Source organism: Paenibacillus sp. NPDC058898, from assembly GCF_049316025.1.
Lineage (GTDB): Bacteria > Bacillota > Bacilli > Paenibacillales > Paenibacillaceae > Paenibacillus_AQ.
The window spans coordinates 1-16,153 of record NZ_JBMOSM010000007.1; the positions used below are offsets into that span (position 1 = coordinate 1).

15 protein-coding genes are annotated in these 16,153 nt (G+C 45.9%); 4 read left to right on the forward strand and 11 right to left on the reverse strand.

Annotation, left to right across the window (positions count from 1 at the left end; genetic code table 11):
* Positions 1–275: 275 nt before the first annotated feature.
* From ACOZB4_RS19090 to ACOZB4_RS19110, 5 genes are all read right to left on the reverse strand, one after another.
* A complete protein-coding gene (locus ACOZB4_RS19090) occupies positions 276–806 on the reverse strand; it encodes a ClbS/DfsB family four-helix bundle protein (RefSeq protein ID WP_379405148.1) in 531 nt (176 codons plus the stop codon).
* Positions 807–882: 76 nt separating this feature from the next.
* Entirely contained in the window at positions 883–2,343 is a 1,461-nt protein-coding gene (locus ACOZB4_RS19095; protein ID WP_379405146.1) for an MFS transporter, read from the reverse strand.
* 270 nt (positions 2,344–2,613) lie between these two features.
* Positions 2,614–3,654 carry a helix-turn-helix transcriptional regulator gene (locus tag ACOZB4_RS19100; protein WP_379405144.1) on the reverse strand — a complete coding sequence of 347 codons (1,041 nt, stop codon included), beginning with the start codon at positions 3,652–3,654 and terminating at the stop codon, positions 2,614–2,616.
* Between the two features lie 67 nt (positions 3,655–3,721).
* Positions 3,722–5,638: a threonine--tRNA ligase gene (gene thrS, locus ACOZB4_RS19105; protein WP_379405143.1), complete on the reverse strand. Its 1,917-nt coding sequence runs from the start codon at positions 5,636–5,638 to the stop codon at positions 3,722–3,724.
* Positions 5,639–6,089: 451 nt separating this feature from the next.
* The gene (locus ACOZB4_RS19110) at positions 6,090–6,236 is read right to left on the reverse strand and encodes a hypothetical protein (protein WP_179090733.1); all 147 of its coding nucleotides are present in this window, start codon (positions 6,234–6,236) and stop codon (positions 6,090–6,092) included.
* A gap of 265 nt (positions 6,237–6,501) precedes the next feature.
* Between ACOZB4_RS19110 and ACOZB4_RS19115 the strand changes: the two genes are divergently transcribed.
* Entirely contained in the window at positions 6,502–7,194 is a 693-nt protein-coding gene (locus ACOZB4_RS19115; RefSeq protein ID WP_379405141.1) for a YetF domain-containing protein, read from the forward strand.
* 312 nt (positions 7,195–7,506) lie between these two features.
* On the opposite strand, the gene ACOZB4_RS19120 is transcribed toward ACOZB4_RS19115, so the two are convergent.
* On the reverse strand, positions 7,507–8,286 hold the full coding sequence (locus tag ACOZB4_RS19120; RefSeq protein ID WP_379405139.1) for a GNAT family N-acetyltransferase: 780 nt from the start codon (positions 8,284–8,286) through the stop codon (positions 7,507–7,509).
* 17 nt (positions 8,287–8,303) lie between these two features.
* Entirely contained in the window at positions 8,304–9,476 is a 1,173-nt protein-coding gene (locus tag ACOZB4_RS19125) for a GNAT family N-acetyltransferase (RefSeq protein ID WP_379405137.1), read from the reverse strand.
* A 306-nt stretch (positions 9,477–9,782) separates the two neighbouring features.
* On the opposite strand from ACOZB4_RS19125, the gene ACOZB4_RS19130 reads away from it, so the two are divergent.
* The gene (locus tag ACOZB4_RS19130) at positions 9,783–10,322 is read left to right on the forward strand and encodes an NADPH-dependent FMN reductase (RefSeq protein WP_379405135.1); all 540 of its coding nucleotides are present in this window, start codon (positions 9,783–9,785) and stop codon (positions 10,320–10,322) included.
* 141 nt (positions 10,323–10,463) lie between these two features.
* Here the strand turns inward: ACOZB4_RS19130 and ACOZB4_RS19135 are convergent, their stop codons facing one another.
* A complete protein-coding gene (locus tag ACOZB4_RS19135; protein WP_379405133.1) occupies positions 10,464–11,153 on the reverse strand; it encodes an ArsR/SmtB family transcription factor in 690 nt (229 codons plus the stop codon).
* A 100-nt stretch (positions 11,154–11,253) separates the two neighbouring features.
* Between ACOZB4_RS19135 and ACOZB4_RS19140 the strand changes: the two genes are divergently transcribed.
* A complete protein-coding gene (locus ACOZB4_RS19140; protein ID WP_379405132.1) occupies positions 11,254–11,874 on the forward strand; it encodes a flavin reductase family protein in 621 nt (206 codons plus the stop codon).
* A gap of 255 nt (positions 11,875–12,129) precedes the next feature.
* Here ACOZB4_RS19140 and ACOZB4_RS19145 read toward each other — a convergent pair whose 3' ends face one another.
* The 3 genes from ACOZB4_RS19145 to ACOZB4_RS19155 all read right to left on the reverse strand — a co-directional run bounded on the left by ACOZB4_RS19145 (position 12,130) and on the right by ACOZB4_RS19155 (position 14,916).
* Complete coding sequence (locus ACOZB4_RS19145; RefSeq protein WP_379405130.1) at positions 12,130–13,329, reverse strand: DUF4179 domain-containing protein; 1,200 nt, start codon at positions 13,327–13,329, stop codon at positions 12,130–12,132.
* Positions 13,295–13,888, reverse strand: a complete 594-nt coding sequence (locus ACOZB4_RS19150; protein WP_339293284.1) for an RNA polymerase sigma factor — start codon at positions 13,886–13,888, stop codon at positions 13,295–13,297. Before ACOZB4_RS19150 ends, ACOZB4_RS19145 begins: the two co-directional genes overlap by 35 nt.
* Positions 13,889–14,046: 158 nt before the next feature.
* The gene (locus tag ACOZB4_RS19155; protein ID WP_379405127.1) at positions 14,047–14,916 is read right to left on the reverse strand and encodes a LysR family transcriptional regulator; all 870 of its coding nucleotides are present in this window, start codon (positions 14,914–14,916) and stop codon (positions 14,047–14,049) included.
* Between the two features lie 127 nt (positions 14,917–15,043).
* Between ACOZB4_RS19155 and ACOZB4_RS19160 the strand changes: the two genes are divergently transcribed.
* Complete coding sequence (locus ACOZB4_RS19160; protein WP_379405125.1) at positions 15,044–15,967, forward strand: DMT family transporter; 924 nt, start codon at positions 15,044–15,046, stop codon at positions 15,965–15,967.
* Positions 15,968–16,153 lie beyond the last annotated feature (186 nt).

The following is a 16,153-nucleotide window of genomic DNA, read 5'->3' on the forward strand; positions in this document are numbered from 1 at the left end:
GCCGTGCAGATTGCTTACTTTTTTAGACGCAGAGAAACCGTTCTTTGGTAAAATGGAGGTGCTACCCAAACCATTTACGAAAGGAACGGTTTCTTTTGTACATTCAATAAACCATGGACCAACTCGATCTGATCAAACAGAAACTATAGCGGTGTGGGAATAACATCCTGAGCACCGCCATAGCTTTATTTGACACACTTTCTGTTTATGAGAGCCGTACATCAAGCAACTAGATCTAAATGGGACGACCTCTCATGTCTGCCGAGCGATATAGTCTAACCGTCGTACTTCTTCCACTTTCTGATTTTGGTTCTGAAGCTTTTGAACGGTGCGACGGAATTGATATGCAGCCATTTCCACATCGGCCAGTTGGCACTGGTTACCGTCCACTTGCGAACACCCGAATGAAATAACTCTTCCTCACTCAGTTGGTTGATCCATTCACACCATTCTTCTATCCTCTGCTTCAACAACGAACGTAATTCTTCCAAAGAATGTGCACCATACGTATGATAGAATTGCTGATACAACGCCCCCAATTGATTCCATTTATAGTCAGGGGTTGGCGTCGTAACTTCTTTACCCGCAAGTTCATCCTTCTCCCAGCTCATCACCAGCGTTAGCCATCCGAGCTGATAGGCGATCATCTCTTGGGGTGTTCTGTCCACTTCGCCTATACGCAGATTCCTTTTATCCTCTGGAACATCATCAAATTCTTGGTCAAAAAGCTTGTACGTTTTTTGAATTTCAGTGATTAAAGCTTCTTTGCTCTGGTACGTTTGCAACGGTACCCTCTCCTTCATCATCTACATGCTCCACCCACTTAACAGGGGCATCCAAATTATACCATGCCCTGAGGCCATGTATGGTGATGAAAATCATCTAGGTTCTCTCAACCCGGTAGCGCTTTAAACCTAAGCAAATAGAAGCCATGAAAGCTAATAATCCACTAGCTCCAGCAGTGATCGAGAAGGCTCTTACATAATCCGCCAGGCTTGCATCTGAGAGGGACAGCCCAAGCGAGTGAGTGAACAAAATGCTTATAAATGCAACGCCAAATACATTAGCCAGATACATCATGGTGGTGAACAAACCCGAGCCTGTTCCTGCTGATGCCGCTGGTACACTGCTAAGAATCATATTCGCAAGCGGCGTTGTCGCCATACCCAGACCTATTCCATACAACGATAGAATAAGGATATTATGGATATGAAACAAATGATTGGGATCCATATTCAGTGATACTACAAGCAGGAGTATGCTAATGCCCATAATTAGCGCGCCTGACCTTAATACAGTGTTCCCCCATCGATTGACCATCCGGGATGACAGCAACGAGGTAACAAACAATCCCAAACCCAGGGGCAGAAAGACCAAGCTTGTTGTCTTCAGATTGAAATGCAATCCTGTTTGCAGAAAGTAATTCAATATGAAGAAAAATGAGAACATGCTGAGGTAAATCATCATCTCCGTGAAGACTCCCCGACGAAAAGAACGTATTCGAAAAATGGAAAGATCCATGAGCGGCGGTGTATCCTGCTCCTTTCCCTTCCGTTTCTGCAAAACAATAAAGGCAAGGAGAATCAGAATCGATAACAGTACGCATCCCCATGTCCATGATGGCCATCCCTGTTTTTGCCCCACCGTGAGTGGATAAATCAGCAAGAATAACCCGAACATGAGCAGCAATGTCCCAATCCAATCAATGCTTTGCTTTCCGGGTCCTCGGGACTCAGGGACGATCGGCAGGCCTGTAATCACAAGGAGGCCAAAAGGCACATTAAACCAAAATACCAATCGCCAGCCAAGCCCAAACCAGTTCCAATCCACCAAAACTCCGCCAAGGATTAAACCAAGCGTGAATCCTGTCCCGATCACCGCTCCGTAGATTGCAAAAACCAACCCTTTTTCGCTCGGAGGAAAGGTTCGCTGGATTATGGATAGGACCTGTGGTTGAATCATCGCCGCCGATAACCCCTGGATGACGCGCACGTTAATGAGTAGAAGTGGACTTGAAACGAATCCCCCGAAAACACTCATCACCGTAAAACCCAAAACCCCAATGCGCAGCATTCGTTTTCTGCCATACATGTCACCCAGCCTTCCGCCCAAGATCAAGGCCACAGCAAGACCTAATGAATACCCTGAGAAAATAAGCTGTGCCTCGGCAAAACTGGCGTGCAGGCTGTCTTGCATATTAGGAAGTGCAACCTGCATCATATAATTGTTCAGAGAGATCAGAAGAGTCGGAAGCAGGATCAGAATAAGAGCGACCCAGCGGCGTGGATCAGCTGGCTGGACTACCTGTTGTGCTGTCATATCCGTTATAGCGATTTTATTCATGAGTTTCCCTCTCTTCCATTTTCATGAGCTGCGTCCGCATTTTAAAGCAAATGCCACCCTCCCATTGAGCGGATTCGCATAAAGATCACTATCGATTTCATAGACTTGGCGTATCAATTCAACCAATTGATAATCATTATCATCGATGATGGCCTTTTGATCTACCTGCCAAGGTATTTTCTTTCCTTGTAGAGGGAGTCAGGATCTACAAAAAAAGGACTCCAAACATGACAAACATGTTTAGAATCCTTTTTCTTCTTCGTATTTATTTTAAGGGCTTGACGTACGGCTGTGACCTATAGCTTTCAGATATTCTCCCGGATTACAGCCATAATACTTGCGGAAGGTAGTCGCGAAATTGCTGGCATTGCTGTAGCCGACAGATACGGCCGTTTCTCCGACATTATAGCCTTCCGTTTCCATGTACCAGATGGCCTTCTCCATTCTTTGCTTGCGCACAAGTTCGAAAATCGTGATGCCGAATCGTTCGCGGAACCCCTTTTTCAATTTGAATTCATTCAGTCCAACTTTTCTTGCTAACTGTTGAATCGATAGCGGCTGTTCAAAATGATGGATGACTAATTGTCTGGCTTGCTCCAACTTGGACAGATCGTCACGGCTTAGAAAACGGTTGCCGCCCACCGTCTCATGTCCTTCAACCTCCGCAAACAATGCGATGAGCTCCATCGCCTTGCTCTCCATGTACAACCGTTTCATCGTACCGTTATAACTGCAGTTCATCATATCCGATACGCATTTATGGATAGCAGGCGTGTTCGGATATTCGTTGATTTGCCCTTTATGCCGATGCAGCCATGATTCCATCCTGTGTTTCTCGGTGATGTCTCCAGCATAATGAAGCAGCTCTTGGGGGGACAAACGAATCTCAAGCATATGCTGCCTAATGCCAGCCTTCTTCTCTTCATATACCAGCTCATCCTCAAAAAAGAGAACGTTGCCTGTCATCTTCTCCGTGAAGCTTTCCCTTCCATTCCACTCACAATAAATTTCGCCGTTCAAACAGTAGCTTAACTCAAACAGCTGGCATGCTTCCTGAATGTGAAGCTTCATATCTTGTGTGAAGGTAATATCCGTCACTACGATCTCCATGCCTGAACGAATCCGTGTCCTCCTGATGCTTCCCTGTCCCACCGCTGGTGGTACGGAGATATGCTCCTGCCATTCGCTAAACTGGGAAGATCCCTGAACGAGATCTGTGAACTGATCAAAAAGGCTATGAACCTCGGCATTCACGATATTTAAAGTCAATGGTGACACCTTCTTATCCCTGTAATCTTGCGTTAGCTGCATTGTACGCCCCAAGCCTCTTGAAGACAACCTATTGTCATTCAACAGAAATTAGAAACAGGGTTTGATCTTAGGATTCATATCCTCTGGACTCGATCTCTTTCCGAAGCCTTGCGATCACATCATCTAGGGCACTCTCACCAAGTTCGCCCTCGCCCCGTTTACGGACCGATACGTGATCGGAGTTCATTTCCTTCTCGCCAAGAACCAGCGTGTAAGGCGTTTTCAACAGACCCGCTTCACGGATTTTATAACCCAGCTTTTCATTTCTTACATCGACATTCACCCGAATTCCAGCATTCTCCAGACGTTTCTTCACCTTTAACGAGTAATCGATATAGTGATCTGACACCGGAATGATCATAACCTGTACGGGAGAGAGCCACATCGGGAAAGCCCCACCGTAATGCTCTGTAAGAATCCCGATAAATCGCTCGATGGATCCAAATACCGCCCGGTGAATAACAACCGGCCGATGCTTCTGGTTATCCTCTCCGATATACGAAAGATCGAATTTTTCAGGGAATTGAAAATCCAGTTGGATGGTACCGCATTGCCAGCTTCGCTTTAAGGAATCCAAGATATGAAAATCGATTTTTGGTCCATAAAACGCGCCATCCCCTTCATTAATTCGGTACGGCAGCCCTAGTTGATCCAACACCTGCTGGAGCGATGACTCCGCCTGCTCCCACAATTCTTCAGAGCCCATAGAATCTTCAGGTCTTGTCGATAACTCGATTGTATAATCAAAGCCAAAAATTTGATAAACCTGGCTGATAAAATTAATAACCTGCTTGATTTCTTCCTGGATCTGATCTGGTCTTACAAAAATATGCGCATCATCCTGACAAAACGTGCGCACCCGCATCATGCCGTTAAGCGCGCCTGAGAATTCATGGCGGTGCACCTGACCAAATTCGGAAATACGAATGGGCAGCTCTCTGTAGGAGTGCAGCGAATTTTTGTAGACTAACATATGCCCTGGACAGTTCATCGGCTTCAGCGCATACTCCGTCTCGTCCACTTGTGTGAAATACATATTGTCTTTGTAATGATCCCAATGACCGGACATTTCCCACAGCCGCTTGTTCATCATCAGCGGCGTGCGCACTTCATCATAATCGCTATGGAATTGAAGTTCTCTTGCAAATTGCTCCAGCTCATTGCGGATGATCATCCCGTTTGGCAAAAAGAAAGGCATGCCGGGCGCTTCCTCTGAGAACATAAAGAGCCCGAGCTCTTTTCCCAGCTTCCGATGATCCCGTTTCTTGGCCTCTTCCAGCAGCAATAGATGCTCCTCGAGCTGCGACTTCTTTGGAAACGCCGTTCCGTATATTCGTTGCAGCATTTTATTGTCCGAGTTCCCTCGCCAATAAGCACCCGCCACACTCATTAATTTGAATGCCTTGATTCTGCCCGTTGAAGGAAGATGCGGCCCCCTGCACAAATCAATGAATTCCCCCTGCTCATACACCGAAATGACCTCGTCCGCCGGCAATTCACGGATCAGCTCCATCTTGTATGGGTCATCTTTGAAAATACGTTCGGCCTCCTGACGACCAACCTCCCTGCGAATAATCGGCAGGTCTTCCTGAACGATCTTCTGCATTTCTCGCTCAATGGCAATCAAATCATCGGTTGTAATCGAATGCCCCAGATCCATATCGTAATAAAAACCATCCTCAATGACCGGTCCTACCCCAAAATGGACGGACTTCCTGCCATAGATCCGTTTAACGGCCTGGGTCATCAGATGAGCCGCGCTGTGCCGATACACGTATAGTCCATCCTCTGAATCCAGCGTTATAATACTTACTTCCGCATCTTGACACAGCTCATAATCCAAATCCACGAGTTTCCCATTCACTTTGGCTGCAACAGCCTGTTTCTTTAGACCTGAATGAATGGATTCCGCGATGCGGCTCATCGTCGTTTGTGCGGGATACTCCTTTTGGCTTCCGTCCGGCAGCGTTACTACATTTGACATTGTTATCCCTCCATCAAATTTTGTTTGAACGCAAAAAAGCACTCGATCCCTAAGGGACGAGTGCGTTCAGCTCGTGGTTCCACCCTAATTTGATCGAAAGTTGCATTCGCTCATACGGCCAGCGTGCTCTTTTCGATCCTCATTCAGACATCCGATAACGGGGATGACTCGGTGTTTTCTAGTTCCATATCTCGATAGTCAAATGACCGATCAGGGTTCAAAAACACAGCTACAAAGGGGTAATTCAAGAAGCAAGCACGGAGGAAGCTTTCACCAATCGCTTCCCTCTCTGGGCAGGTCGTTTCAAGAATCATGTCTTTGATGGTTGCTGATAGTAAAGTACTATAAGTCAGTTTTTTCTAATTGTCAAACAGAATCTGACTGACAGATCCATGTAATATGGATAACTTTCAGTCTCTCAATACATCCCATGTCAGCATCTCTACCATGATCACTTTTCTTCATTGTTCATAGATATTTTAATCAGATATCCAACACCTAAACCGACCAGAACTCCTGGAAACGCACTTCCCAGCGCTAAACCAATACCCGCCCCGATGATGACGCAAGCGTAAATAATGACATCTCCCTTATTCATTCCGTCCATCTCCCTCTGTATGTATTTATGACATAGATCGTAATTTTCTATCACAAAATACATCTTACAAGATGACGTCGCGTCACTTTCAAGGGGTTAACGTAAAAAGTAAGGTTTTAAGGCGATCGCGGATGGAGTATCGTAATTTGGTTTCCGGGTCTGACCACCACCCTCGAAGTAAACGGTTAAATCTCCCTTGTTTCTGCTTGAAGCCAACACGTTTAATATCTTAGCATATTATATTGCCATTCAAGGAGGCTGACCCATGGACATGTATATGGATTTAGGGGTTAAACTGGTCATCAGCTTTTTTGGGTTATGGATAATCACTTTTGTTACGGGGAGAAAAACCATCAGCCAGCTTACACCGCTAGATTTCTTGTCTTCCTTAATTCTGAGTGAAATTGTCGGGGCAAGCCTCTACGATGATAAGGTAACCATATATCATTTGTTATTCGCTCTTGCGCTCTGGACGACGATGTCTTACCTCTTCGAGAAGGCAACCACCCGCTTTGTTAAGTTCGGATATTTAACGGAAGGCCGGGCGGTCCTTCTGATCGACAACGGAAAGCTCAACCAAAAATTGCTGAACAAATACGATATGGAATATAAACAACTGTTATCCATACTGAGACGACAAAGCATTTTCTCGTTAACTGAAGTCAAATACGCCATTCTGGAAACGGACGGATCGCTGTCCGTCATGCGCAAACCCGAGTACGAGCCGCCTACGGCCCAGGATATGGGCATGAAAGCCAAGGCGGACACCTTTACGGTAACGGTCATCGACAAGGGAAAGCTGCTCGAGGAATCGATGCTGGGCAGACCCATTGATCATAGCGAGATCAAATCGAAAGCCCGGGAACAAGGTTATGACTCCTTGGAGGAGATCGCTTACGCGGAATATGGAGATGACGGGAGGCTTTATGTTTATTCTAAAAGGGAGGTTCTGGAATGATCTTATATAGGTTATCCCACTTTGATTTTGCATGAGGCCTTCCTGTCTCTTCTCCAGATTTTCTGATTCCGTTTCGCCCCTTAGGCTACCCGCAAGCACACGGTGCGTCGTTTCAAAAAACAGGTTGTAACGCCCCCTTGAATCGGTAGTGGGAAAACAGTTTTGTTTCGGGTCGGTTCCGCTAGAAGCCCCTCGTTATACCGGATATCGACCATTTAAAGCAACTACAAAATAAGGCCAACCAGCTGTTTCTGGTTGACCTAATCATACGAAAGAAGCCTGATTGGTCAGGCTTCTTTTCCTTGCTTCTAACTACAAAGCGAATTCAACGATGTACTGTTTGCACACCGTAACATATCCCAGGGACTGATATAACCGGATCGCGTTTACGTTCTTCTCCAGCACATTCAGATACACATGGGGAGTGATTGCACGCCCCTTACGGGTCAATTCAGCGCATACCTTTTTGCCGTACCCCTGTCTTCTCCACGCAGCATCCGTGCCAATATTCCCAAGCTCAACATAATCATCGCTATAGATATGGAATCCGCCGACAGCGATGAGCTCCTGATCCTGAACAACCCCATAGAAGGGGTTTTGAAGCTCTTCCTTTGCAAAAGCTATCGTATTGAATTCCACCATTTTCGACTCGATCATATCATAGTATGAAGGGTCTAAACGAAACACCTCGTCATCTCCTGACGGCATATCTTCAAGGTGCCGATGCTTCATGAGTAGGATGCCTGCGGAAGGTTTCATCACATCAGTCTCAAGATTAAGAACCTCCCATTCATCCTCACTCACGATAAAGCTCCCTAGTTCCCCATCGGGTAATTCCAGATCTCGTTTCATTCGGGACAGCACGGACTGAAATCGAAATGATGTCTGAAGAGGATACACCGAAAAGGCATAGAAAGGCAACCCTTTCAGAAAAGCCGTAACACCCAGCAGCTCTCCATGTTCTGAGAACTGCCCATAATGAACGGTCTGATTCTTCCGACACGTAAGGTAGGAATAATATAAGAAATGCTGTTCCCTGTTGATCGTATCCAAGAGGCTCCCCAGCTCTTCAGGCAAAAGTCTGCGAATCACCAAGTCTTCTCCCTTTCTCAAAAGAAATCCATGAGGTAGGTTTGACCGACGGGAATCATCGACTCCAATTGTGTTACAGCCTTGGGATTTCCGGATAGCCGGTGAATGGCATGCAGCTCCCGTGGTCTTTTGTATCCCGCAAACAGCGCCGACAACGTCTGAATATCGGTCGACAAATCAGCCTGCTCCCCATGATCGGACGGAAGCTCCGACAGCTCCGCTTTCCCCTCTTGATTAACCGACAGACTCCATCGGCCTGCATTCCAAGGCGCAGCGGAATCTTCCACCTCGATAGTCATCACGGCTTCCCGATGCTCTTCAAAAGTGTACTGCTCCACAAAGGATTTCAAATCGACGATGCGGGCCATGAAGTATGGGACCACTTCCTGGGTAACGCGTGGATCCGGCAGCATAAATGGCAGCTGATCATCTCCACGCACCATCGTCATCGTAACCTGCTCAATCCTGGAATCATGGTTTCCAAAAAAGGTCCAGAGTGCGCTTCGGGCTTCTTCATTCAGGTATACAAATTCGTCGCACACGAGATCTTTGTCTTTGAGCTCATATAACGCGTAGCCCGTCGGTTTGCCCTCAGCTGAATAATAAACAACGCTGTGACTGTCCCCCTGCAGCACGAATCTTGTCCACCAAGTGTCATCCCGCACAAGCGTACCGTTATAACGGCTGGCATAGGCTTGATACATGCCGTCCAGTGTTGGAATATCGGTTACGCCTCTTACAATGCGGCCAGGCACTTCCACCTTACGTGGGAATTTAGATACCGGAATGATGTACTTTTTAAATTCCGCGTAAAGTTCCCAGCCAAATTTACGATAGAACGGGATCGAAAACGGATGCAGGAAGGAAAGGGTCTGGCCTTTGCCCTTCATCTCTTGCAATGCATGCTTGAGCAAGGTGGATACATGCCCCTGTCTGCGGTTCTCGGGCCAGGTTGCCACACCGGCAATACCGCCCATATCGAAAAGGTTTCCATGCATATAAACTTGCAGCGGGATGATGGTCAGTTTCGCTTGCAGCTCTTCTCCGTCAAAAATCCCCCAGAAGCGTTCAGGTTCAAAATGCTTTTGATTGGACTCTCGCTGCTCCGGTGTCAGTGTATATTGAAAGGCATATTCGGATAATTTTGTGCTGATCTCAAACTCGTCGGACCTTAATTGTCTAAGTTCCATACTTGCTTCACCTCACCAATCTTTATATGTACTTTTGCTGTTGAATTACCATTTTTCTTGACACAGAAATTTTGTTCCAGGGCATTAAGATCAGTATAACATTGCTGCTGCCTCTAGGGATACAAAATACCGTCAGAGTCAGGCACAGATCCAACCGTACTTTGGATACAAAAAAACTCAATATACCCCACAAACTTTTTGTAAGCTACTTGACAAAGTTAACCCCCTGAGATTATGATTAGCTCATGCAAAATAACAAACACATCGAGATAAAAATAAATTCAAAATAATCAGGAGGTAACAACAATGTCCAAATTGAATATCGGTATCATTTTAGGCAGCACACGTCAAGGCCGTTTGAGCCCACAAGTAGGTGAATGGGTTAAGCGTATCGCCGATGAGCGCGGAGATGCAAACTACGAAATCGTTGACATCGCTGATTACAAGCTTCCGCTTTTGGGCGAGGCTGATGCTACAGAGCAAGCAACCGCTTGGAACAATAAGCTGAATACTCTTGACGGCTTTGTATTCATCGTACAAGAATACAACCACAGTATTTCTGCCTCTTTGAAAAATGCACTCGATTTTGCTCGTGAGCCATGGAACAATAAAGCTGCAGGTATCGTAAGTTATGGTTCTGTTGGCGGCGCTCGTGCTGCCGAACATCTGCGTGGAATTCTGGGTGAATTGTCCGTAGCGGATGTCCGTGTACACCCAGCACTTTCGTTATTCACTGATTTCGAGAATGGCTCTGTGTTCAAACCAGCTGATCTTCATCTCGTCAACCTGAATGGCATGCTTGACCAAGTGCTTGCATGGAGCGGAGCATTGAAAACACTGCGCTAATCTCTAATTCAAGGACTGTCCCCTTCATCTTCCGATGAGGTGAGGGCAGTCCTTTTTATTTTTTTGCATCCATATTTCTGCATCCATAAATGTATCTGCATCGTCGATCTGCACCATTAGTCCTATACCTAAACCCCGTTCCTACTCCATATCAATATGGAATGTTTCTTTTAACCCCTCTTTGCCTTCAGGCGTAATTTGTATGGCTCTTGTTCTTGGAACGCGTTGTATCCAATGTAACTCGAGTAATCTTTCGAGCAGGGCATGGCCCAATGCTCCGGCCAGGTGATGGCGTCTTTCACTCCAATCCAGGCATCGATGTGTGAAAGAGCGGCGTTGGCGCTTAACACGACTCAGATCAATCTGAAATTCCTTGAAGAAGTTCTCCCCTTTTTCTGTAACCATATATTGATCTTCCACTTCGGATATGACCCCGGCGCTGAGCAGCGAATTCGTCAATTGGATTCCCAAATTCCCCGCAAGATGATCGTAGCAAGTCCTGGCCTGACGTATGGCTTCAGTCTCCGAGGCTTGGTTTAATGATCTTATTTCGACAGGAGGCGTTATGGATAGAAGTGTCTCCATGACCTGGGCAACCTCTTGATCCTGTATTCCGTAATAACGATGTCTTCCCTGTTGTTCGACGGTGACCAGATTCGCCGCTACCATTTTCGATAAATGGAAGCTGGCCGTTTGCGGTTTGATTTTTGCCATGTACGCCAGCTCGCTTGCCGGGTGATAGCGCCCATCCAATAAGACGGTTAATATGGCCGCTCTCGATGCCTCACTAACGAGTGATGCTACCAAGGCTGCATTTGGATTCGCATACATCTACATCCCTCCTCATGTAATCCACATTTCGATGAGCATCGAATCTTTTCTATTTTACAATGATTTTGGATAGAACAGATCATTTGGGAGGAATCTTTTTATGAAGGAAATTACTGGCATGATCGGCACGGACATCATTAAACCGAAAATTCTTTACTATGGAACTCCGGTTATTTTACTCAATACGCTAAATGAAGATGATACCGTAAATATTAGTCCCATATCCTCTTCATGGGCGCTCGGGGAATACATTATTTTAGGAATCGGACTCGGGGGTAAAGCGATTGAGAACTTGGAAAGGCATCCTGAATGTGTCATCAACATTCCCGACCCTTCCATATGGGAAAATGTTGAGCAGTTAGCCCCTCATACCGGAAAATATCCAGTTCCTGATGATAAGGCAAAGAACGGTTTTACATATGAAAAAGATAAATATGCGGTATGTGGGTTAACGCCTGCGGATTCTGTCACCGTAAAGCCAACTCGCATTATGGAGTGTCCCATTCAAATCGAGGCTACCGTGAAAAACATTCGGATTCCCGACTATTCTTCCATGTTTGCCATGGTCGAAACACAGGCGATCCATGTACACGCCCATAACAATATCATCTTGAATGAACATCACATTGATCCCGCCAAATGGAGTCCGCTAATCTATAATTTTCGGCATTATTATGGCCTTGGCAATCCGTTAGGCAAAACATTTCGGGCCGAAACTTAAGCCAGCGTGATGATGAATGAAGGGGCCGTCCCAAAAGTAGATTTAGTTGCTTGACGTACGACTCTCATAAACAGAAAGTGTGTCAGATAAAGGTAAGCAATCTGCACGGCGTAGCGGAGAGGACGAATCGATTCCGGACAAGCGACAGCGATGAGAGGAACGATTCGTACATGGAGCGTCTTCTAACAGCAAGAAGGGGGCCTCCCGCAAGATCTAAGATCTTTTGGGACACCCCCCTTATACTTACACTCGTTGTTATGGTTGAACCGGAATGGTCATTTCCAGATCCTTCAGATATGTTTTATCCCCGTGGCTGTCCTTCCCTTGACCGACAACGCTCCAATCCTTGTTATTTACGGTCAGGGTAAACGGCTTAATCGTTATGGATTTCGGAGTTCCGTTTACAGGACTGAACAATTGATCGATATGATATTCAGTCTCGGGCTTGCTGTTAAAGTAATCAAACTTTCGAGGATTCAGCACATTCCCTTGATCATCCACAAGTTCGTAATATACCATGCTGGCGCTATAATCGCCTGTTTGCTCTGCAGAAGCCGGCACCTCGCCTTTACTATCCAGAACCAGGCGGGTCGATACCGGTGAAATATCCAATTGCTTGACAGTATAACTGAATTGTCCATCCGATTTCGTAGCCTGCTCCGGCTTCACGACAACCGATTTATTAGTGACGTTCACAGGGACCTTGAATTCAAAGGTTTCATTCACTTGAGTTACGTTGGCCTGAATGGTCAGCTCGAATTGATCAGGCAAATTCAAACCCTTGGTAAGCTCAACGATATAGGCATTGTCCAGTTGAGGATAGTCTCCGAAGTTGCCCTCACCCATCGCCACTTCTTGTCCGTCTACCAGAATTCGCGGCATTTCGATATAGCCTTTTTCCTGATCTTCCTTAGCAACTGTCCTCGACTTAACATACTCGCTATCGGGATTACTGATGAATTTAGCATCTTCGCTAAAATACGGAGAAGCTGTACTCGGTAAATCCACTCCCTCGCGCTCCAGTATAAAGGACAACCGGGTTCCATCATATAGAAGGTCAGCTACCTTCAACGTCACGCCATCGTGAGTTACGCTCAAATTAGGTTCGGATAGAATCCCTTGCTCTATAGCGGCTTTAACTGCATCTTCGCTGGTTCCTTCGAATAACACGCCGAGCACTGGGATTTGCTTCAAGGTTGCTGCCATGACCGGCGATACAAATCCTGACCCGATTACGCTTCCTCCCAGCACAGCTGCTGCGGATGCAACGAGTATTGTTCTTTTTAAAACATTCGGTCTTCGTTTGGATGATGTTCTTGTCCTTGTCATTTCACGTTCTCCAATCCTGTTCATAATTTGATAGCTCATGCTATTCTTCGGTAAAGTCGATTCACGAATCATTTCTTCTAGTGCATTCATTTCAGCGAATTCCGTTTGTTTCGGCGATTGTCCCACGTGCCACCTCTCCTTTTTGGCTTATTCGGTCCATCAGTTTATGTCGTAACCGTTCATACTTCTTTCGTATCGTTGCTGATTTGATTCCCATAATGTCGCTGATTTCCTCAAAGGTATACTGTTCAACCGCCTTCAGCAGCAGTATGTGTCGTTCTTCTGCTGTCAGGTAGGCTAACAACTCGTACACAACCGGCTCGTGCTGAGATATTTGCATAACCGGCTGCTGTTCCTTGCAATGCTCGATCAGGTTAAGAAAGCGGCTCTGCTTCTTTTTAATATTGATCAAATGATGATAGGCCATTTTATACAACCAGGCGGAGAAAGACACTTGTCTCTTGTACTGATGAAGATGTTCATAGGCACGAATAAAAATCTCTTGTACCGCATCTTCGGTCTCCGCATGATTTTTAAGAATATAGTAGCAGTACGTGTACATCTGCCGCTCAAACTGGATGATGATCGCTTGGTATGCTTGTTTGTCTCCTGCTTTGACTTGTTCTACAACCGCTTCAATGGCTTCTCTCTTTCCTTCCGCTTCCCCGGGGATGGTTGGCTGCAAGCGAGCTCACCTCCTTCTTTGTTTACCTATATAACAATCCCAACAAGCGATTTTGTGACACGAATTGTTTTATGTAGTGAAATAACATGAACGAAGCTCTTGCCTTGTAATAGAGCCTAGATGCTGGGTATGAGTTTCATTTAGCGTCCGTTTAGCAGCTACAGCTTGGGATAACTCTTAACATAATTCAAGAATCGCTTCGTAGCTGGAGATATTTCCCGCATGGAGTTTACGGCAATGCCGAGCGATCTGAAGCTCTTCTCCTTCAATTCAATCAACCGTATATTTCGCTGCTGCCCTCGCAGCACAAGTTCAGGAAGAATGCTAATGCCAAGGCCTTTCTCCACCATGGCCATAATGGCATAATCGTCACCAAGTGTATATTTGATATCCGGCTTGATCCGGGCCTTCTCCAGCAGCCGGTTCACATCATAATCGGAACCTTGGCTGGGCATAATAAACGGTTCATTCTCAATCTGGGATAATGTAATAGAGTCCTCCGAACTGAGCGGATGTTCCATTGGCAGCAATACAAGCATTGGGTCTTGGTGCAGGAGAATCGCATCGAATATATCCGAAGTTGGAAGTGACAGGAAGCCGCAATCAATCTTGCCCTCCGCGATCCAATCCTCAATTTCCCGGTAATCTCCTTCAACCAATCGAATGTCGATATGGGGATAATCCCGCTGGAAATCCTGAATAATCCCCGGTAGCCAGTGAACACCGACACTCGTAAAGGTACCGATATGAATGGTACCCAGCTCGATACCATGAATGGAAGCCACCTGCTGCTCCAAATGTTCGTTCCACTTCAGGATTTCACGTATCGTCTTCAGAATCTCCTCGCCATTGGTCGTCAGCTTCGCTCCTGAACGATTCCGTATCAGCAATGAGAAACCAAATTCATCTTCCAGGCTGTTGATCATGTGACTGACACCGGACTGTGTAAATCCCATAACTTCGGCGGCTTTGGTTAAGCTGCCGAGCTCGACGACCTTCAATAATACTTTGAATTTATTTATACTCATGGGAAATCCTCCTGATCATTTCATACATGAATTTTACTCATATTTATTATTAGAAACATTCGTTTTACTTGTTTATTGTACGTGAGTATACTGATTTTGTTCAATCACTAGAAGGAGGAAAAAGAACTTGAAACCGCTGAAGGCCGATCTTATGATTTTGTTCATCACCATTTGTTGGGGCTCGTCCTATCTTTTTATGAAAGTGGGACTGGATTCGCTAGGAGAGTTTAATTTGATAGCCCTACGCTTCGGATTGGCCTTTATACTCGCAGGAGTGATTTTCTTCCCCCGCTTGCGCCAGGTTAACGTAAAGACGATTCGGTATGCCATGCTCCTAGGCTTTATATTATTTATCATGTTCACCGCGCTTACCTTCGGTCTGAAGACCACGACAACATCCAATGCCGGATTTCTGGTCAGTTTAACGGTGGTGTTTGTCCCTTTATTACATACGTTTCTATTTAAGAAAAAAATAGAGAACAAAGTGATTGTCAGTATTTTGCTAGCCTTAACCGGCATTGCGCTGTTGACCATCCAGCTTCCTTTTACATTTAAGATCGGTGATCTGTTCTGCATAGCGGCGGCATTATGTTATGCGCTTCATATTAATATGGTAAGCACTGTCTCGCAGAAGGTCGATACGCTAAGCCTCGGCATCCTGCAGCTTGGGTTCACGGGATTGTATGCGTACATCTCGTCTCTACTCTTTGAAACTCCAGTATGGCCAAGCACGACCCACTCATGGATTGCCGTCCTTGTTCTTAGCGTTGTATGCACCGCGGTCGGGTTCATCTTCCAGACGATCGCCCAAAAATATACCACGGCTACCCGGACGGGACTTGTGTTCTCCCTGGAACCTGTATTCGCGGCACTGGTCGGATTCTGGTTTGCTCACGAGATCATGAATTCCAATCAATATTGGGGTGCTGTCCTTGTGTTCCTTAGCGTGGTTTTATCAAGCGTTAATGTAAAAGCGAGGAGACGCTCTACCATTAAGAATAGACCATTCCGATGGAGTCGTATTCTGCTGAATTCAAGTAAAAAAGCTTGACTTATGCCCCAAAAATTTATATCTTTATATCACGGCTTAACTGATGACGAGATCAGTTATGCAGGAACGTGATTAAAGGGGAGTAGCTGACACAACAAAGTCGTCATTACGGGAAAGTTCCCCGGCTTTGTTGGCAACGATACGTTGTTTGCGAGACCTTTACCACACTCTGTGGTGAAGGTCTCT